The 17,710-nt window shown below is 65.9% G+C and carries 19 protein-coding genes; 14 read left to right on the forward strand and 5 right to left on the reverse strand.

All coding sequences use genetic code 11. The features are described 5' to 3' along the window. Positions 1-63: 63 nt before the first annotated feature. The 3 genes from mpl to NMG10_RS19040 are packed head-to-tail and all read left to right on the forward strand — an operon-like array spanning position 64 to position 2,323. The gene (mpl, locus tag NMG10_RS19030; RefSeq protein ID WP_254464904.1) at positions 64-1,413 is read left to right on the forward strand and encodes a UDP-N-acetylmuramate:L-alanyl-gamma-D-glutamyl-meso-diaminopimelate ligase; all 1,350 of its coding nucleotides are present in this window, start codon (positions 64-66) and stop codon (positions 1,411-1,413) included. Continuing rightward, complete coding sequence (gene ubiX / locus NMG10_RS19035; protein WP_198744903.1) at positions 1,410-2,039, forward strand: flavin prenyltransferase UbiX; 630 nt, start codon at positions 1,410-1,412, stop codon at positions 2,037-2,039. The genes mpl and ubiX overlap by 4 nt, the downstream gene beginning before the upstream one ends. Continuing rightward, entirely contained in the window at positions 2,036-2,323 is a 288-nt protein-coding gene (locus NMG10_RS19040) for a YceK/YidQ family lipoprotein (RefSeq protein WP_050707139.1), read from the forward strand. Before ubiX ends, NMG10_RS19040 begins: the two co-directional genes overlap by 4 nt. Before the next feature lie 95 nt (positions 2,324-2,418). Here NMG10_RS19040 and NMG10_RS19045 read toward each other — a convergent pair whose 3' ends face one another. The 3 genes from NMG10_RS19045 to NMG10_RS19055 all read right to left on the reverse strand — a co-directional run bounded on the left by NMG10_RS19045 (position 2,419) and on the right by NMG10_RS19055 (position 5,368). Further along, positions 2,419-3,063 carry an oxidoreductase gene (locus NMG10_RS19045; protein WP_028690375.1) on the reverse strand — a complete coding sequence of 215 codons (645 nt, stop codon included), beginning with the start codon at positions 3,061-3,063 and terminating at the stop codon, positions 2,419-2,421. A gap of 27 nt (positions 3,064-3,090) precedes the next feature. Beyond that, entirely contained in the window at positions 3,091-4,824 is a 1,734-nt protein-coding gene (locus NMG10_RS19050; protein ID WP_254464906.1) for a C13 family peptidase, read from the reverse strand. A gap of 88 nt (positions 4,825-4,912) precedes the next feature. Next, on the reverse strand, positions 4,913-5,368 hold the full coding sequence (locus NMG10_RS19055) for a MaoC family dehydratase (protein ID WP_110737952.1): 456 nt from the start codon (positions 5,366-5,368) through the stop codon (positions 4,913-4,915). A gap of 151 nt (positions 5,369-5,519) precedes the next feature. Between NMG10_RS19055 and NMG10_RS19060 the strand changes: the two genes are divergently transcribed. The 3 genes from NMG10_RS19060 to NMG10_RS19070 are packed head-to-tail and all read left to right on the forward strand — an operon-like array spanning position 5,520 to position 7,195. Next, the gene (locus NMG10_RS19060) at positions 5,520-5,882 is read left to right on the forward strand and encodes a CidA/LrgA family protein (RefSeq protein WP_203648172.1); all 363 of its coding nucleotides are present in this window, start codon (positions 5,520-5,522) and stop codon (positions 5,880-5,882) included. Further along, positions 5,879-6,595, forward strand: a complete 717-nt coding sequence (locus NMG10_RS19065) for an LrgB family protein (RefSeq protein ID WP_203648171.1) — start codon at positions 5,879-5,881, stop codon at positions 6,593-6,595. The genes NMG10_RS19060 and NMG10_RS19065 overlap by 4 nt, the downstream gene beginning before the upstream one ends. A gap of 9 nt (positions 6,596-6,604) precedes the next feature. Next, positions 6,605-7,195 (forward strand): LON peptidase substrate-binding domain-containing protein, encoded by a 591-nt coding sequence (locus NMG10_RS19070; protein WP_203648170.1) that lies wholly within the window; start codon positions 6,605-6,607, stop codon positions 7,193-7,195. 167 nt (positions 7,196-7,362) lie between these two features. Here the strand turns inward: NMG10_RS19070 and NMG10_RS19075 are convergent, their stop codons facing one another. Continuing rightward, positions 7,363-8,679, reverse strand: coding sequence for a bifunctional DedA family/phosphatase PAP2 family protein (locus NMG10_RS19075; RefSeq protein ID WP_254464907.1), 1,317 nt, complete (start codon positions 8,677-8,679; stop codon positions 7,363-7,365). Between the two features lie 3 nt (positions 8,680-8,682). Continuing rightward, positions 8,683-9,375, reverse strand: coding sequence for a DNA-3-methyladenine glycosylase (locus NMG10_RS19080; RefSeq protein WP_254464909.1), 693 nt, complete (start codon positions 9,373-9,375; stop codon positions 8,683-8,685). Between the two features lie 305 nt (positions 9,376-9,680). On the opposite strand from NMG10_RS19080, the gene NMG10_RS19085 reads away from it, so the two are divergent. The 8 genes from NMG10_RS19085 to NMG10_RS19120 are packed head-to-tail and all read left to right on the forward strand — an operon-like array spanning position 9,681 to position 17,651. Next, on the forward strand, positions 9,681-10,952 hold the full coding sequence (locus tag NMG10_RS19085; RefSeq protein ID WP_203648167.1) for a glutamate-5-semialdehyde dehydrogenase: 1,272 nt from the start codon (positions 9,681-9,683) through the stop codon (positions 10,950-10,952). 1 nt (position 10,953) lies between these two features. Then, a complete protein-coding gene (nadD, locus tag NMG10_RS19090; protein ID WP_203648166.1) occupies positions 10,954-11,613 on the forward strand; it encodes a nicotinate-nucleotide adenylyltransferase in 660 nt (219 codons plus the stop codon). A 44-nt stretch (positions 11,614-11,657) separates the two neighbouring features. Continuing rightward, positions 11,658-12,089 carry a ribosome silencing factor gene (gene rsfS / locus NMG10_RS19095; RefSeq protein WP_203648165.1) on the forward strand — a complete coding sequence of 144 codons (432 nt, stop codon included), beginning with the start codon at positions 11,658-11,660 and terminating at the stop codon, positions 12,087-12,089. A gap of 9 nt (positions 12,090-12,098) precedes the next feature. Next, entirely contained in the window at positions 12,099-12,566 is a 468-nt protein-coding gene (gene rlmH / locus NMG10_RS19100) for a 23S rRNA (pseudouridine(1915)-N(3))-methyltransferase RlmH (protein WP_023631106.1), read from the forward strand. Positions 12,567-12,583: 17 nt separating this feature from the next. Next, the gene (mrdA, locus tag NMG10_RS19105) at positions 12,584-14,482 is read left to right on the forward strand and encodes a penicillin-binding protein 2 (RefSeq protein ID WP_203648164.1); all 1,899 of its coding nucleotides are present in this window, start codon (positions 12,584-12,586) and stop codon (positions 14,480-14,482) included. 38 nt (positions 14,483-14,520) lie between these two features. After that, the gene (gene rodA / locus NMG10_RS19110; RefSeq protein ID WP_203652712.1) at positions 14,521-15,624 is read left to right on the forward strand and encodes a rod shape-determining protein RodA; all 1,104 of its coding nucleotides are present in this window, start codon (positions 14,521-14,523) and stop codon (positions 15,622-15,624) included. A 17-nt stretch (positions 15,625-15,641) separates the two neighbouring features. Then, a complete protein-coding gene (gene mltB / locus NMG10_RS19115; RefSeq protein ID WP_203648163.1) occupies positions 15,642-16,652 on the forward strand; it encodes a lytic murein transglycosylase B in 1,011 nt (336 codons plus the stop codon). Next, positions 16,653-17,651: a septal ring lytic transglycosylase RlpA family protein gene (locus NMG10_RS19120; RefSeq protein ID WP_203648162.1), complete on the forward strand. Its 999-nt coding sequence runs from the start codon at positions 16,653-16,655 to the stop codon at positions 17,649-17,651. Positions 17,652-17,710: the final 59 nt, after the last annotated feature.

The following is a 17,710-nucleotide window of genomic DNA, read 5'->3' on the forward strand; positions in this document are numbered from 1 at the left end:
AAACAGCGAGTGCGATTTCCCTCGCCCTGGGCTACCCTGCCTCGACGTTTTGCGAGGTCGATCATGCACATTCATATTCTCGGTATTTGCGGCACTTTCATGGGTTCGCTGGCGGTGCTGGCCAAGGAACTGGGCCACCGCGTCACCGGCTCCGATGCCAACGTCTATCCCCCGATGAGCACCCAGCTCGAGGCCCAGGGCATCGAGCTGACCCAGGGCTACGACCCGGCCCAGCTGGAGCCGGCACCTGACCTGGTGGTGATCGGCAACGCCATGTCGCGGGGCAACCCGGCGGTGGAGTACGTGCTGAACAAGGGCCTGCCCTATGTGTCCGGCCCGCAGTGGCTGGCCGACCATGTGCTGCAGGGCCGCTGGGTGCTGGCCGTGGCCGGTACCCATGGCAAGACCACCACCAGCAGCATGCTGGCCTGGGTCCTGGAGCATGCCGGCATGAGCCCGGGCTTCCTGATCGGCGGCGTGCCGCAGAACTTCTCGGTGTCGGCGCGCCTGGGCGGCACACCGTTCTTCGTGGTCGAGGCCGACGAATACGACAGCGCCTTCTTCGACAAGCGCTCAAAGTTCGTGCACTACCACCCGCGCACCGCGATCCTCAACAACCTCGAGTTCGATCACGCGGACATCTTCCCGGACCTGGCGTCCATCGAGCGGCAGTTCCATCACCTGGTGCGCACCATCCCGAGCGAAGGCCTGGTCATCCACCCGACCACCGAGCAGGCGCTGGAGCGAGTGATCGGCATGGGCTGCTGGACCCCGGTGCAGACCACCGGAGCTGGTGGCCAGTGGCAGGCGCGCCTGCTCAGCGCCGACGGTTCGCGCTTCGAAGTGCTGTTCGAGGACGAGGCGCAAGGCGTGGTGGACTGGGCCTTGACTGGCCAGCACAACGTTGCCAACGCCCTGGCCACCCTGGCGGCCGCCCGCCATGTGGGTGTGGCCCCGGCCATGGGCATCGAGGGCCTGAGCGCGTTCAAGAGCGTCAAACGGCGTATGGAGAAGGTCGCCGAAGTTCAAGGCGTGACCATCTACGATGACTTCGCCCACCACCCGACTGCCATTGCCACCACCCTCGATGGCCTGCGCAAGCGCGTTGGCGAGGCGCCGGTGATTGCGGTGATCGAGCCGCGCTCCAACTCCATGAAGCTTGGCGCCCACCGCGATGGCCTGCCGGAAAGCATCAACGACGCCGACCAGGTGATCTGGTACGCGCCGCCCAACCTGGGCTGGGACCTGGCGGGCACCGCCGCGCAGTGCAAGGTGCCGAGCGTGGTGGCCGACAGCCTCGAAGCCATCATCGAGCGCATCAAGGGCCAGGCCCGCCCGGGCACCCATGTGGTGATCATGAGCAACGGCGGCTTCGGCGGCCTGCACGGCAAGCTGGCCGAGGCGCTGAAGTGAGCGGGCCGGAACGCATCACCCTGGCCATGACCGGCGCCTCCGGGGCGCAGTATGGCCTGCGTCTGCTCGATTGCCTGGTGCGCGAGGACCGCGAGGTGCACTTCCTCATCTCCAAGGCCGCGCAGTTGGTGATGGCCACCGAGACCGACGTGCTGCTGCCGGCCAAGCCCCAGGCCATGCAGGCGTTCCTCACCGAGTACACCGGCGCGGCCGACGGGCAGATCCGCGTGTACGGCAAGGAGGACTGGATGTCGCCGGTGGCCTCGGGCTCCGGCGCGCCGGCGGCGATGGTGGTGGTGCCCTGTTCCACCGGCACCCTGTCGGCGATCGCCACGGGTGCCTGCAACAACCTGATCGAGCGCGCCGCCGACGTGACCCTCAAGGAACGTCGGCAACTGATCCTGGTGCCGCGCGAGGCGCCGTTCTCCACCATCCACCTGGAGAACATGCTCAAGCTGTCGCAGATGGGCGCGGTGATCCTGCCGGCGGCACCGGGGTTCTATCACCAGCCGCAGAGCATCGACGACCTGGTCGATTTCGTCGTGGCGCGCATCCTCAACCTGCTGAACATCCCGCAGGACATGCTGCCGCGCTGGGGCGAGCATCATTACGGGGTCGATGATTGAAGCGGGTGTTGGCGGGGCTGGTGATACTGGCCCAGCTCGGCGGTTGCGCCACGGTGCGCACCCTCGATGCCAACAAGCCGGGGGCGCCGGTGGTGTATGCCGGAACGCGCCTGGACTTGTACGTGATCAATGGCGGTTGTTGCCCCGAGGACCGCTTTGGCGCCGAAGCGCCGGCTTATCCGGGGCTGGACCTGCCGGGGAGCGCGTTGCTGGATACCTTGTTGCTGCCGCTGTCGTTGTTGACTGCGGCGGGGGTGGGTTTCAACGCCACCGGTGGTCTGTAATAAAGCAATCGCGGGGCAAGCCCGCTCCCACGCCCTTGAACGATACCCGGAGCGTGGGAGCGGGCTTGCCCCGCGATGAGGCCGGCATTGGCGACTTATTTCTTGCCGAGTTTTCGCAACTCGTCCGACTCGACCACCCGAATCCCGTCTTCCTCTTCCAGCGCCAGGCGCCACAGCGCCCGGGCCAGGGTGCAGGCCTCGATGCCCCGGTACTTGCCCGGTATCAGACGGGCAAACGGCGCCGCCATGCGCTCACCCAGGCGCGGCTCTATGCGCTCTCCGAGCAATAGCGAAGGCCGCACGATGGTCAACTGCGGCCAGTCCTGCTGCTTGAGCGCCTCTTCCATCTCGCCCTTGACCCGGTTGTAGAAGACCGACGACTTCGGATCGGCGCCCAGGGCGCTGATCACCAGCAGGTGACGGGCACCCATCTCGCGGGCACGCTTGCTGAAGGCCACGACCATGTCCAGGTCGACGGCGCGGAAGGCGTTTTCCGAGCCTGCCTGCTTGAGCGTGGTGCCCAGGCAGCAGAAGGCGATATCGACACGACCGGCCAGTTGCGGGAGAAACACGGCCGGGTCGCCCACCGGGTTTTCCAGGTGCGGATGCTCGGCCAGGGGGCGACGGGTCGGTGCCAGCACGCGGCTGATGGTGGGCTCGTTGAGCAGGCGATCCAGCAGGTGTTCACCCGTCAGACCCGTGGCACCGGCAAGCAGGACATGTTGAGGCGTCAGGTACATGGTGTCTCTCCCTCGTTACTACACAGCTTAGTGGGCGCCAGGTTTTTTTGCCTGTTCCCCCGAAGCTGGCTGGGCTTCATTGCGCAGGGCTTGCTCGGCCTGTTGGTGGCGCAGGCGCTGCCAGTGGCTGATCACTGGCGGCGGCGCCCAGAGCTGTGGCTCCGAGGCTTCGAAGCCCTCCCTTCGTTCTCTTTCGGCAACGCTTTGCCGCGCCAGTTCAAACGCCTGTTTCAGGTCGTCGGTCTGGTTCAGCGCCTGGGCGAACAGGGCGTCGCCGAAGTAGGTGAAGTCGGCCTCTTCCGAGCAGCCGAACGACACCCGGTCGGGGCGCGCGGCGGTCATGACCAGGGTGCGGTCGTCCTTGAGCGGGGCGATATAGCCACCGGAATAACAGGCGGAGATGACGATCACCTTGTCGCGGTCCTTCAGTGGTGCCAGGGCGCTGGCCAGTTCGTCGGCGGACAGGTCGGCCAGTTGCAGGCGCGGCTGGTCGAGCACCAGTTGGTGGTCATGGCTGCCGTGGCTGGTCAAGTAGATGAACACCAGGTCCTCCGGGCCGCTGCGCTCGGCCAGGGTACGGGCGGCACGGGTGATGTTCTCGCGTGTGGCCATGGGGCGGTCGGCCAGATGGTCGCGATGATTGACCAGGGTCACCTGGCCGTGGGCGCCGAAGCGCACCTTGAGCATGTTGCTGACATAGTCGGCCTCACGCAGGAACACGCTTTGCTGGCCGTCACCGGCCACCACCAGGCTGTACAGCTGCACCGGCGGTACCGACGCAGGCACCTTGGCCAGTGCATCGGCCAGTAGTTTGCCCTGGTTGAGCAGGGCCAGGTCCAGCGGGTCGGGCAGCAGCTTGCCCTGGGCATCGCGCACCCGCACGCCGTTGACCCAGGTGCCGCTCTCGACCCGTCCGTCCGGGTGGGTCAGCTTGCCGCGACCATGGTAGGCGTCGTCGGCAAAACCGCCGACATACTGGCTGCCGTCGGCCAGTTGCAAGGTGCCGCTGCCGGCGAAGCGCCAGTCGCGAAAACCACCCTTGTAGCGGCTGCCGTCGCTGCCCAGCAGTTCGCCCTGGCCGACCAGCGACCCATCCTTGAAGTCGCCGATCCAGACGTCGCCGTCGGCGCTCTCGTAGCGACCTCGGCCTTCGAGGCGGTTGTCCTTGAACTCGCCGATGTACTGCTCGCCGTCGGCGCTGTCGTAGGTGCCGGCGCCTTGCAGCTGGCCGTCGATGAAGTGGCCGCCGAACTGGTTGCCGCTGGCGTCGCTGCGCACCCCGGCGCCGTTGGGCTTGCCCTTGGCGAACAGGCCCTGGTAGCGGCTGCCGTCGGCCAGTTCGAGCTGGCCGGCACCTTCGTACTGGTCGTCCTTGAACTGGCCGCGGTAGGTCTGGTCGTTTTGTTTGAGCGTGCCCTCGCCATCGCGGCGGCCATGCTTGAAGGTGCCGGCATAATGGCTGTCGGGGGTGGTCAGGTCGCCCAGGCCCTGGAACAGGCCTTCGCTGAATTGGCCGCGATAGACCTCGCCGTTGCTGCCGTGCCATTCGCCCTGGCCATGCCACTGGCCGTCCTTGAAGGTGCCGGCGTACCAGCTGCCGTTGGGATAGTCGATGCGCCCCTCGCCTTGCAGCAGGCCGTCAACCACCTGGCCGCGGTAGCGGCCGCCGTCGGGCAGCCGGGCGTCCGGGGGCGACAGTGGTTCGCCTTCGCCGCAGGCGGCGAGCAGCAGGATCAGGGTCAGGGGGAGCAGGCGGCGCATGGCGGGTTCCGGGACAATCGATGCGCCGAGTATGCCGCAGAATGCGCAGGTGCGTGAATCGGGGCCGCGTGGCGACCCCTGGGGCGGCTCAGACGAAGCAGAGCGACAGCGGTTCGGCGATGTAGGCGGGTTTTTCTTCGCCTTCGATCTCGAGGGTGACGGTGGCCTTGAGCAGCCATTGCCCCGGTTTCTTCTCGGTGGCGTCGGTCAGGTCGACCTTCAGTCGTACCTGGCTGTCGACCTTCACCGGCTGGATGAAGCGCACGCTGTCCAGGCCGTAGTTGACCACCATCTTCAGCCCTTCGGGCAGCACGAGGATGTCTTCCATCAGTTTGGGAATCAACGACAGGGTGAGAAAACCATGGGCGATGGTGGTGCCGAACGGGGTCTTGGCCGCTTTGACCGGGTCGACATGGATGAACTGGAAATCGCCAGTGGCCTCGGCGAACAGGTTGATGCGTTGCTGATCGATCTTCAGCCAGGCGGAACGTCCCAGTTCCTTGCCAACGTACTGCGAAAGCTCTGTAACGGGTACATAGGGCATCGCGACATCTCCAGATTGTCATTTGGTACGAGTGTGCAAGATCAGCACGGCGAACCGTTTCAGTCAAGTTGCCCGCTTTTCGCCGAATATCGCCTTATAGGCAGTTGCTTAGCGTGCTTATAATGGTCGCCATGCTCTGAGGGAGGTCCATATGCTGTTGCGTGGTTTGACCTGGCTGGTGCTGTTCCAGTTGCTGGGAACGGCGATCAACCACCTGTTGCTGCCCATCCTGCCCGGGCCCATCATCGGCCTGTTGCTGCTGATGGCCTTCCTGATGATCCGTGGCGAGGTCGGCCAGCCACTCAACGAGGCCGCCGGCAGCCTGTTGCGCTACCTGCCGCTGCTGCTGGTGCCGCCGGCGGTGGGGGTGATGGTCTATGCCAGGGACATCGCCGCCGACTTCTGGGCCATTGTCGGAGCCCTGCTGATTTCCTGCCTGCTGACCCTGGTGTTCGTCGGCGTGCTGATGCAGAAGTTGATCCAGCGTCAGGGCAGGCGCGAGGAGCAGCCATGATCCTCGACTGGCACGGCGCGCTCGAGGCGGTCATCCACCATCCGTTGTTCGGCATCGGCATCACCCTGGCCGCCTACCAGCTGGTGCTGGCGGGCTATGAGAGGACCCGCTGGATCTTCCTGCAGCCGGTGCTGGTGTCGATGCTGGTGGTGATCGGCATCCTCCTGGCCTGCGGCATCGACTACGCCGAGTACCGCAAGAGCACCGAGATCATGAACATCCTCCTGGGGCCGGCTACCGTGGCCCTGGCGGTGCCGCTCTACCTCAACCTGCGGCGTATTCGGCAGCTGTTCTGGCCGACATTTACTACGCTGGTAGTCGGAGGCCTGTTCGCCACCGTGGCGTGCCTGGCGCTGGGGTGGTGGTTCGGTGCCGAACACATGATCCTGATGACCATGGCGCCGAAGTCGGTCACTTCGCCGATCGCCATGCTGGTGGCCGAGCAGATCGGCGGGGTGGCGGCCCTGGCCGCGGTGTTCGTGCTGATCACCGGGGTGATCGGCGCGATCTTCGGCCCGGCGCTGTTGACCCGCTGCGGCGTGCTCAGCCCGGAGGCGCGAGGCATGGCGCTGGGGGTGACCGCCCACGCGGTGGGTACCTCGGTGGCCTTGCAGGAAAGTGACGAATGCGGCGCCTTCGCCGCGCTGGCGATGAGCCTGATGGGGGTGGCCACGGCGGTGTTCCTGCCGTTGGCGGTCAGCCTGGTGGCTTGAGGAATCGAGATGACGTTACCGCTGTTTCCCCTCAATACCGTGCTGTTCCCCGGTTGCCTGCTCGACCTGCAGATCTTCGAGGCGCGCTACCTGGACATGATCGGCCGCTGCATGAAGCAGGGCGCCGGTTTCGGCGTGGTGTGCATCCTTGAAGGCGAACAGGTGGGCAAGGCGCCGCCAGTGGTGGCCTCGCTCGGCTGCGAGGCGTTGATCCGCGATTTCGTGCAGCAGGACAACGGCCTGCTGGGCATCCGTGTCGAGGGCGTGCGGCGGTTTCGCGTCGAGCGGACCGAGGTGCAGAAGGACCAGCTGATGCTCGCCGAGGTGCAATGGCTGCCGGACCTGGCGGACAGCCCGTTGTTGGAGCAGGACGACGACCTCCTGGCCCTGCTGCTGGCGTTGGGCGAGCACCCGATGGTCGAAGCGCTGGACATGCCGCGCGACGTGGACGGGCGCCAGTCGCTGGGCAACCAGCTGGCGTACCTGCTGCCGTTCATGGAAGAGGATAAGCTCGGCCTGCTGGCCATCGATTCGCCGCAGCTCAGGCTGGAGGCGATCCAGGCGTTGCTCGAGCGGATCCAGGGCGAGTTGTTCGCCTGATCAGGATTGCCCGCCCAGCGGCCCATGCGATCCCTGTAGGAGCGGCCTTGTGCCGCGAAAGGGGCGCAACGCGGCCCCGGCGATTTTTGCTTTAGCGCTGAAATCCCGGGGCCGCTTCGCAGCCCTTTCGCGGCACAAGGCCGCTCCTACAGGGACTTGCGACTGTATCAATACTGGTAGCGCAACAACGCCTTTGGCAGCGCGTGCAGGGCAAAGAACGCCAGCAACGCGACGCATGCCGGCAGCACCAGCCACCACACCCGTTGCGCCAGCGCCACCAGCGGCTGGCGATGCTGCACCAGGGTCAGGCTCGCCGCGCACACGCAGCACGCCAGCAACGCTCCGGCGAGGATATCGGTTGGCCAGTGCGCGCCCAGGTAAACCCGCGACAAGGCGATCGCCAGCGCCGGCAGGCAGCCCAGCATGACCCAGGTCAGGCGCATGCGCGGCGGCTGCCCGCGTCCGGCCAGCACCGCCAGCACCAGGAAGAAGGCGAATGACGCCGAGCTGTGGCCGCTGGGCATGCTGTAGCTGGTCAGCGGATCGACCAGCACCTCGGGGCGGGCGCGGGCGAACAGCCATTTCAGCGTACCGTTGGCCAAGGCCGTGCCGATCAGCGCGGTGCCGGCGAACAAGGCGTGACGCCATTGCCGGGCCAGCAGCAGCAAGCCGGTGAGCAGGCCGCCCAGGAAGAACTGGGTGCGGAAGTCGCCCAGGCGGGTGACCAGCACCACGGCGCCGTCGATGGCCTGGCTGCGGTGTTCCTGAACCAGGGTCATCACGCCCTGGTCGAACTCGCTCAGGTATGGCCAGCCGATGAACAGCGCGGCCACGGCCAGGCCGCTGAGGGCGGCGATCAGCCGGGTGCCGTGGCGCTGGTCGCGAATGCTGGTGCTCAAGCTCAGGCCGATGAGCACTGCCAGGGTGCCGACGACGATCCCGGCGTCCAGCCAGAACCCTTCCGGCAGTGGCAGGCGCATGGCCGCGCCGGTGGCCCAGCCGGGCAGCAGGTAGGCTACCGACCAGCCGGCGCCGGCCACCAGGCTCACGGCGATGAAGCGTGGCAGCGGCATGTCGAACATGCCGGCGACCATCGGCAGCATCGGTCGCAGCGGGCCGATGAAGCGGCCGACCAGCAGGCTGGCAATGCCGTAGCGCTGGAAGTACGCCTCGGCGCTGCCGATCCACTGCGGGTGGCTGCGCAGCAGCGGCAGGCGGCGGATGTTCTGGTGGAAGTACTTGCCGATGCCGTAGGAGATCGCATCGCCCAGCATCCCGCCGAGGAAGCCCAGCAACAGCGTCTCGCCGAGGCTGAAGGCGCCGCTGCCGGCCAGCACGGCGACGGCGAACAGCAGCACGGTGCCGGGCACGATGATGCCGGCGATCGCCAGGCATTCGATGCAGGCGACGATGAAGATCGCCAGGCCGAGCCACTGCGGATTGGCGCCAAGCCAGGTGGTCAGGCTGTCGAGCCATTGGCCCATGGTTCAGTTTCCTTGTTCGAGCATGAAGAAGTCTTTGCCTTCGACCTGGCCGCGGCGCAGCGGGTTTCGGCTGCAGAAGCGCGCGTAGTCGGCATCGACGAAGCGGTAGGGCAGGTGTTCGTCGCGGCCGTGGGGGATGCCCAGCCGGGTGGTCTGGATCACCCTTGGTACCTGTATGGCGCAGTCCTCGACATACAGGCGCTCGGGGTCGAAGCGCCGGGCGTCCCAGTTCGGCACCTTCAGGCCCAGGGCCCGGCACAGCAGGGTCTGGCCGTTGCACAGGCGCTCGGGTGGGCGCAGGTTGCCGCTGGCGTCGGGGTTGTTCAGCTGCATCCGGGCCAGGCTGTTGGCGTCTGAGATGGCGTCGGTCCAGGGGTAGGCGGACTTGATCAGCACCGCGTTGCCCGGGCCCTGGGCGCTGAAGTTCAGTGAATCGCCGCCACGGGCGTAATACATGTAGATGTGCCCGCCATCGAGGAACAGCGCCTTGCGCTTCTCGGTGAAGCCCAGGGAGGCGTGGCTGCCCTTGTCGGTGAGGTAGTAGGCCTCGGTCTCGATGATTCGCGCCGCCAGCCAGAGATCGCCGTGGCGATGACGGATGACCTTGCCCAGCAGCTCGCGGGCGAGGGTCTGGGCGTCGCGGTCGAAGAAGCTGTCGGGCAAGGCCCGGGCCGGGCAGGGGGCTGGGACGGACATACGCGCGGTTCGTGGCTATGGAGGCGGCGATGATAGCAATGAATGGCTTAATCGAGGCTGAATCGCCAAGTCGGTGATTGGCCCTTTCGCGGGTAAACCCGCTCCCACAGGTTATGCGCAGAGCCTGTGGGAGCGTGTTTACCCGCGAAAGGGCCGGATCAGGCGCAGGAAATGCTGATACGGGTCGTTACATCTTTCCAACACATTCCCCCCACCATTTTCGACCATCCGCCACCCGCCGCTGGGCGTACCCGAGCGCTCCAGTTATAATCAGCCGATTTCCCCTTTGCCAAGACACCGAACCCATGACCGAGTCCGTTCTTGACTACATGACCCGCCTGGGTCGCGCCGCCCGCGAGGCCTCGCGGGTGATCGGCCGTGCCAGCACCGCGCAGAAGAACCGCGCCCTGCAGGCCGCCGCCGACGCCCTCGACGCGGCTCGCGACGCGCTCACCGCAGCCAACGAACAGGACCTGGCCAACGGTCGCAAGAACGGCCTGGAGCCGGCGCTGCTCGACCGCCTGGCACTCACCCCGGCGCGCATCGACGGCATGATCACCGGCCTGCGCCAGGTGGCCAGCCTGGCGGATCCGGTCGGTGCCATCCGCGACATGAGCTACCGCCCGTCGGGCATCCAGGTCGGCAAGATGCGCGTGCCGCTGGGTGTCATCGGCATCATCTACGAGTCGCGCCCCAACGTGACCATCGACGCCGCCAGCCTGTGTCTGAAGTCGGGCAACGCCACCATCCTGCGCGGCGGCTCCGAGGCCATCCACTCCAACCGCGCCATCGCCGCCTGCATCCAGCGCGGCCTGGCCGAGGCCGGCCTGCCGCCGGCGGTGGTGCAAGTGGTCGAGACCACCGACCGCGAGGCCGTGGGCGCGCTGATCAGCATGCCGGAATTCGTCGATGTGATTGTCCCGCGTGGCGGCCGTGGCCTGATCGAGCGCATCAGTCGCGACGCCCGGGTACCGGTAATCAAGCATCTGGACGGCATCTGCCATGTCTTCGTCGATGCCCATGCCGACCTGGACAAGGCATGGCGCGTGGCCTTCAACGCCAAGACCTACCGCTACGGCATCTGTGGCGCCATGGAAACCCTGTTGGTGGACCAGGCCGTGGCCGAGCGCTTCCTGCCGGAAATGGCCCGCCGATTCCACGACAAGGGCGTCGAGCTGCGCGGCTGCGAGCGCACCCGGGCGATCATCGACGCCAAGCCGGCCAGTGAAGACGACTGGCACACCGAATACCTTGACGCGATCCTGTCGATCCGCGTCGTCGACGGCCTGGAGCAGGCCATCGAACACATCAACCACTACGGCTCGCACCACACCGACTCGATCATTACCGAGCACCAGGGCCAGTCCCGGCGTTTCATCGCCGAGGTAGACTCGGCGTCGGTCATGCTCAACACCCCGACCTGCTTCGCCGATGGCTTCGAGTACGGCCTGGGCGCGGAAATCGGCATCTCCACCGACAAGCTGCACGCCCGCGGCCCGGTCGGCCTGGAAGGCCTGACCTGCGAGAAGTACGTGGTGATCGGCGACGGCCAGCTGCGCGGCCAGGAGTCGTGCTGAGTTGAGCAACGCTGTGGCAGTCCGGCGTATCGGCATTCTCGGCGGTACCTTCGATCCGGTGCATATCGGTCACCTGCGCAGCGCGCTGGAAGTGGCCGAGTTCATGCGCCTGGACGAGCTGCGCCTGCTGCCTAACGCCCGCCCGCCGCACCGCGACACGCCGCTGGTGTCGGCCCAGGATCGGTTGGCCATGGTGCGCGGCGCGGTGGCCGGGGTTGATTGCCTGAGTGTCGATGCCCGTGAACTGGCCCGCGACAAACCGTCGTACACCATCGACACGCTCGAATCGATCCGCTCTGAATTGAACGTGCACGACCAGCTGTTCCTGGTGCTGGGCTGGGACGCGTTCTGCGGCCTGCCCAGCTGGCATCGCTGGGAAGAGCTGCTGCAACACTGTCACATCCTGGTGCTGCAGCGCCCGGATGCCGATGTCGAACCCCCTGACGAGTTGCGCAACCTGTTGGCGGCGCGCTCGGAGAGCGATCCCACCGCCATGTCCGGCCCGGCGGGGCACATTTCGTTCGTCTGGCAGACCCCGCTCGCGGTGTCCGCCACGCAAATCCGGCAGCTGCTGGCCAGCGGCAAGTCGGTGCGGTTCCTGGTGCCGGACGCAGTACTGGCCTATATCGAGGCACACGACCTGTATCGTGTGTCCAACTGACGGCGCCCGCTGGCGCCTCAATCAATGAGTTGAACGAGTTTTATATGACCAAGCAGAAAATCAATGGCATCAGTGGCGAAGAGCTGGTCAAACTGACCATCAGCGCCCTGGAAGACGTCAAGGCCCAGGACATCCAGGTCATCGACGTGCGCGAAAAGCACAGCCTGACCGACTACATGATCATTGCCACCGGTACCTCCAATCGCCAGATCAACGCGATGCTGGAAAAGGTCCGTGAAGCGGTGAAGAAAGAGGGTGCGCAACCCCTGGGTGAAGAAGGCAAGGGCGACAGCGACTGGGTCCTGCTGGACCTGAACGACGTCATCGTGCACATGATGACCGCCGCTGCCCGCCAGTTCTACGACCTGGAGCGCCTGTGGCTGGGTGCCGAGCAGAGCCGTGCCGCCGATGCCAAGCACCACAGCCCGGAAAACGCCAGCGACTACTTCACCGACAAGCTCAAAGACCGGGAATAAGGAAGCGCCGTGCGTCTGCGTCTGATCGCGGTCGGCTCGCGCATGCCCAAGTGGGTCGAGGAAGGCTGGCATGAGTATGCCAAGCGCCTGCCCCCGGAGCTTGCGCTGGAGCTGGTGGAAATCCCGCTTAACACCCGCGGCAAGAACGCCGATGTCGCCCGCCTGATCCGTCAGGAGGGCGAGGCGATGCTGAGCAAGGTGCAGCCTGGGGAACGCATCGTCACCCTCGAGGTCCATGGCAAGCCCTGGAGCACCGAGCAACTGGCGGGCGAGTTGGACCGTTGGCGCCTGGACGCGCGTACGGTCAACCTGATGGTGGGCGGCCCGGAAGGGCTGGCGCCGGAAGTCTGCGCGCGCAGCGAACAGCGCTGGTCGCTGTCGCCGCTGACGTTGCCGCACCCGTTGGTAAGGATACTCATCGGCGAGCAGATCTACCGCGCCTGGACCGTGCTGTCCGGGCATCCCTACCACAAATGAACCTGTAAGCCTCTCCGATGCCGCAGCAGATTCGCCTCAAGGACCACGAAAAAGACGCCCGCCTGGTGCGCAACCGCGTCGTCGTGGGCGCCGTGGCGGTGGTTCTGCTCGTCTGCGTGCTGATCGCCCGGCTGTATTACCTGCAGGTCATCCAGTACGACTATCACTCGACGCTGTCGGAGAACAACCGGGTGCATGTGCAGCCGATCCCGCCGACCCGTGGGCTGATCTTCGACCGCAACGGCGTGGTGGTGGCGGACAACCGCCCCAGCTTCAGCCTGGTGATGACCCGCGAACGCGCCGGCAATGCCGGCAAGTGGCAGGACGTGCTGGATGTGATCGTCGAGGTGCTCGAGCTCACTCCCGACGACCGTGCCCTGTTCGAGAAGCGCATGAAGCAGGGGCGCCGGCCATTCGAGCCGGTGCCGATCCTGTTCGAGCTCAACGAAGAGCAGATTGCCCGCATTGCGGTCAACCAGTTCCGCCTGCCCGGCGTGGAGGTAGCGGCGCAGCTGGTTCGCCACTACCCCCAGGGCGCGCATTTCGCCCATTCGGTGGGCTACGTCGGGCGGATCAACGAGAAGGAACTCAAGAGCCTCGACCCGGTGAATTACAGCGGCACCCACCACATCGGCAAGACTGGCATCGAGCGCTTCTACGAAGACGAGCTGCATGGCCAGGTGGGGTACGAGGAAGTCGAGACCAACGCCCGTGGCCGCGTGCTGCGAGTGCTCAAGCGCACCGACCCGAAGCCGGGCAAGGACATCGTGCTGAGCTTGGATATCAAGCTGCAGGAAGCCGCCGAGCAGGCGCTGGGCGGGCGCCGTGGCGCCATCGTCGCCCTTGACCCGCGCACCGGCGAGGTGCTGGCGATGGTCAGCCAGCCGAGCTTCGACCCCAACCTGTTCGTCACCGGTATCGGCTTCAAGGCCTACGCCGAACTGCGCGACTCGATCGACCGGCCGCTGTTCAACCGTGTGCTGCGCGGTCTTTATCCGCCTGGCTCGACCATCAAGCCGGCAGTGGCGATTGCCGGGCTCGACAGTGGCGTGGTGACGGCAGGCAGCCGGGTGTTCGACCCGGGTTACTACCAACTGCCCAACTACGATCACAAATACCGCAACTGGAACCGCACCGGCGATGGCTGGGTTGACCTGGATGTGGCGATCATGCGGTCAAACGACACGTACTTCTACGATCTTGCGCACAAGATGGGAATCGATCGGCTGTCCAGCTACATGAACAAGTTCGGTATCGGGCAGAAGGTCGCCCTGGACATGTTCGAAGAGTCGCCCGGATTGATGCCGTCCCGTGAGTGGAAGCGCGCCACCCGCCGTCAGGCCTGGTTCCCCGGCGAAACCCTGATCCTTGGCATCGGCCAGGGCTATATGCAGACCACGCCGCTGCAGTTGGCCCAGGCCACCGCGCTGATTGCCAACAAAGGCGTGTGGAACCGTCCACACCTGGCCAAGACCATCGAAGGCCAGCCTCCGGTGGACGAGAACCCCATGGAAAACATCGTCCTGCGCGACAAGTCTGACTGGGCCAGGGTCACTCATGGCATGGAGCAGGTGATGCACGGCGCCCGCGGCACCGCCCGCAAGGCCGCCATCGGCTCGCAGTACCGCATCGCAGGCAAGAGCGGCACGGCCCAGGTGGTGGCGATCAAGCAGGGTGAGAAGTACGACCGTAACAAACTCCAGGAACGCCACCGCGACCACGCCTTGTTCGTCGCCTTCGCCCCGGCCGACGATCCGAGGATCGTGGTTTCGGTGATGGTCGAGAACGGTGAGTCCGGTTCCGGCGTCGCCGCCCCCGTGGTGCGCCAGGTCATGGATGCCTGGCTGCTTGACGAGAACGGCCGGCTCAAGCCCGAGTTCGCCCCCGCCACAGTCGCCCAGGAATCGGCCCCGTGAAGAACAACTTCGACCGCATGCTCTCCAGCGAGGACGTGATGCGCAGGCGCGCCAGCTTCCTGCAGCGCATCCACATCGACGGCCCCTTGCTGCTCATCCTGCTGACGCTCGCCGCCGGCAGCCTGTTCGTGCTCTATTCGGCCAGCGGCAAGAACTGGGACCTGCTGATGAAGCAGGCCAGTTCCTTCGGCATCGGCCTGGTGTCGATGTTCATCATCGCCCAGCTCGAACCGCGCTTCATGGCGCGCTGGGTGCCGCTGGCCTACCTGGCCGGGGTGTTCCTGCTGATCGTGGTGGACGTCATGGGCCACAACGCCATGGGCGCGACGCGCTGGATCAACATTCCCGGGGTGATCCGTTTCCAGCCCTCGGAATTCATGAAGATCATCATGCCGGCGACCATCGCCTGGTACCTGGCCAAGCGCACGTTGCCGCCGCAGCTCAAGCATGTGGCGATCAGCCTGGTCCTGATCGGCGTGCCGTTCATCCTCATCGTGCGCCAGCCTGACCTGGGCACGGCCTTGCTGATCCTCGCCTCGGGCGCCTTCGTGCTGTTCATGGGCGGGCTGCGCTGGCGCTGGATCGTCAGCGTGATCGCCGCGGCGGTGCCGGTGGCGGTGGCGATGTGGTTCTTTGTCATGCACGACTACCAGAAGCAGCGCGTACTGACCTTCCTCGACCCGGAAAGCGACCCGCTGGGCACCGGCTGGAACATCATCCAGTCCAAGGCGGCGATCGGTTCGGGCGGGGTGTTCGGCAAGGGCTGGCTGCTGGGCACCCAGTCGCACCTGGACTTCCTGCCGGAAAGCCACACCGACTTCATCATCGCCGTGCTCGGCGAGGAGTTCGGCCTGGTCGGCATCTGCCTGCTGCTGCTGATCTACATCCTGCTGATCGGCCGCGGGCTGATGATCACCGCCCAGGCCCAGACCCTGTTCGGCAAGCTGCTCGCGGGCAGCCTGACCATGACCTTCTTTGTTTATGTGTTCGTCAATATCGGTATGGTCAGCGGCCTACTGCCCGTGGTGGGCGTGCCGCTGCCCTTCATCAGCTATGGCGGAACTTCGTTGGTGACGCTGCTGTCAGCGTTTGGCGTTCTGATGTCGATCCATACGCACCGTAAATGGATTGCACAGGTTTGAAAAAGGTGAAGAATTTCATGCAAGCAGTGCGTGGCTGGGCTGCCCGCCTGGCGCCGTTCTTCGGCGCAGTGGGGTTGCTCGGCGCAATCCAGCAGGCCAATGCCGGTGACTACGACGGCTCGCCCCAGGTGGCCGAGTTCGTTGGCGAGATGACTCGCGACTACGGCTTCGCCGGCGAGCAACTGATGGGCGTGTTCCGCGAGGTGCAGCGCAAGCAGGCGATCCTCGATGCGATATCGCGGCCGGCCGAGCGGGTCAAGCCGTGGAAGGAATACCGCCCGATGTTCATCACCGACGCGCGCATCGCCCGCGGTGTGGACTTCTGGCGCCAGCACGAGGCCGTGCTGGCCCGCGCCGAACAGGAATACGGCGTGCCGGCGCAGTACATCGTCGCGATCATCGGCGTGGAAACCTTCTTCGGTCGCAACACCGGCAACTACCGGGTCATCGATGCCCTGTCCACGCTCGGTTTCGACTACCCGCCACGGGCCGAATTCTTCCGCAAGGAGCTGCGCGAGTTCCTTCTGCTGGCCCGCGAGGAGCAGCTTGATCCGCTCACGCTCAAGGGCTCCTATGCCGGCGCCATGGGCCTGCCGCAGTTCATGCCGAGCAGCTTCCGCGCTTATGCCGTGGACTTCGACGGCGACGGCCACATCAATATCTGGAACAACCCGGACGATGCCATCGGCAGCGTCGCCAGCTACTTCAAGCGTCATGGCTGGGTACCCGGGGAACCTGTGGTCAGCCGCGCCAGCGTGGCCGGCGCACGGGTCGACGAAGGCCTGACCACCGGCATCGAGCCGACCAGGACGGTCGCGCAGTTGCGGGCGCTGGGCTGGTCGGGTCATGATGCGCTGCGCGATGATCTGCCGGTCACCGCCTTCCGCCTGGAAGGCGCCGATGGCCCCGAGTACTGGATGGGCCTGAAAAACTTCTACGCGATCACTCGCTACAACCGCAGCGTGATGTATGCCATGGCGGTGCATCAGCTTTCCGAACAGCTGGTTCTGGCACGGGGCGTCAAGTAAATGCGCGAATTTTTCACCGTCAATACCGCAAAACTGCTCACCTGCGTCGCTGTCGGCCTGGTGCTGGCCAGCTGCTCGTCGAGCCGGCCCTCCACCCCGCAGAGCGGCAACACCGTGCGCGCGCAGCCGGGCCTGGACATCAATCGTGCGCACAAGGACGGCGCGCCCTGGTGGGACGTGGACGTCAACAAGATCCCCGACGCCACGCCGACCGTGCACACTGGCAACTACAAGGCCAACCCCTACACGGTGCTGGGCAAGACCTACTACCCGATGCAGGACTCGCGCAACTACCGCGCCGAAGGCACCGCGTCGTGGTATGGCACCAAGTTCCACGGCCAGAACACCGCCAACGGCGAGCTGTACGACCTGTACGGCATGAGCGCGGCGCACAAGACCCTGCCCCTGCCGGCCTATGTGCGAGTGACCAACCTGGCCAACGGCCGCAGTGTGATCCTGCGGGTCAATGACCGTGGCCCGTTCTATTCCGACCGTATCATCGACCTGTCCTACGCCGCGGCGAAGAAGCTCGGCTATGCCGAGACCGGCACCGCGCACGTGCGCGTCGAAGGGATCGACCCGCAGCAATGGTGGGCCCAGCGTGGCCAGCAGCCGCCGATGGTGCTCAAGGAACCGCAGGTGGCCCAGGCCCAGCCGATTGCCGCGAGCACCGGCCGGGTCGAGCAGTGGACCCCGCCACCGCAGCAGCACGCGGCGCCGGTGGTGCCGGTGCAGGTGGGCGGCAACAATGTGCCGAACGCAAGTGGCGGCAGCATCCTGCAGGTGGGCGCATTCGCCAACCCGGATGCCGCCGAGCTGCTGCGCTCGAAGCTGAGCACCATGGTCAGCGCGCCGGTGTTCATCAGCTCCGTGGTGCGTAACCAGCAGACCCTGCACCGGGTGCGCCTGGGGCCGATCAACAGCCAGGGCGAGATCCAGCAGGCGCAGGACAGCATTCGCCTGGCGAACCTCGGTCAGGCGAAGGTCGTGACCGACTGACGTACGCGTCGGACCTTTCGCGGGTAAACCCGCTCCCACAGGGTTTTGCACAGATCCTG

It is taken from the genome of Pseudomonas sp. DVZ6 (assembly GCF_024259445.1).
GTDB classification, from domain to species: Bacteria; Pseudomonadota; Gammaproteobacteria; order Pseudomonadales; family Pseudomonadaceae; genus Aquipseudomonas; species Aquipseudomonas peradeniyensis.

Excerpts from the sequence above, each read along its gene's own strand:
- NMG10_RS19060 (WP_203648172.1), top strand. The coding sequence starts at position 5,520 with ATGCTGTTGCGTGGTTTGACCTGGCTGGTGCTGTTCCAGTTGCTGGGA.
- NMG10_RS19085 (WP_203648167.1), top strand. The coding sequence starts at position 9,681 with ATGACCGAGTCCGTTCTTGACTACATGACCCGCCTGGGTCGCGCCGCC.
- rodA (WP_203652712.1), top strand. The coding sequence starts at position 14,521 with ATGCGCAGGCGCGCCAGCTTCCTGCAGCGCATCCACATCGACGGCCCC.
- NMG10_RS19075 (WP_254464907.1), bottom strand. The coding sequence starts at position 8,679 with ATGGGCCAATGGCTCGACAGCCTGACCACCTGGCTTGGCGCCAATCCG.
- NMG10_RS19080 (WP_254464909.1), bottom strand. The coding sequence starts at position 9,375 with ATGTCCGTCCCAGCCCCCTGCCCGGCCCGGGCCTTGCCCGACAGCTTC.
- mltB (WP_203648163.1), top strand. The coding sequence starts at position 15,642 with ATGCAAGCAGTGCGTGGCTGGGCTGCCCGCCTGGCGCCGTTCTTCGGC.
- NMG10_RS19070 (WP_203648170.1), top strand. The coding sequence starts at position 6,605 with ATGACGTTACCGCTGTTTCCCCTCAATACCGTGCTGTTCCCCGGTTGC.
- NMG10_RS19065 (WP_203648171.1), top strand. The coding sequence starts at position 5,879 with ATGATCCTCGACTGGCACGGCGCGCTCGAGGCGGTCATCCACCATCCG.
- NMG10_RS19055 (WP_110737952.1), bottom strand. The coding sequence starts at position 5,368 with ATGCCCTATGTACCCGTTACAGAGCTTTCGCAGTACGTTGGCAAGGAA.
- rsfS (WP_203648165.1), top strand. The coding sequence starts at position 11,658 with ATGACCAAGCAGAAAATCAATGGCATCAGTGGCGAAGAGCTGGTCAAA.
- NMG10_RS19045 (WP_028690375.1), bottom strand. The coding sequence starts at position 3,063 with ATGTACCTGACGCCTCAACATGTCCTGCTTGCCGGTGCCACGGGTCTG.
- NMG10_RS19120 (WP_203648162.1), top strand. The coding sequence starts at position 16,653 with ATGCGCGAATTTTTCACCGTCAATACCGCAAAACTGCTCACCTGCGTC.
- NMG10_RS19050 (WP_254464906.1), bottom strand. The coding sequence starts at position 4,824 with ATGCGCCGCCTGCTCCCCCTGACCCTGATCCTGCTGCTCGCCGCCTGC.
- mpl (WP_254464904.1), top strand. The coding sequence starts at position 64 with ATGCACATTCATATTCTCGGTATTTGCGGCACTTTCATGGGTTCGCTG.
- mrdA (WP_203648164.1), top strand. The coding sequence starts at position 12,584 with ATGCCGCAGCAGATTCGCCTCAAGGACCACGAAAAAGACGCCCGCCTG.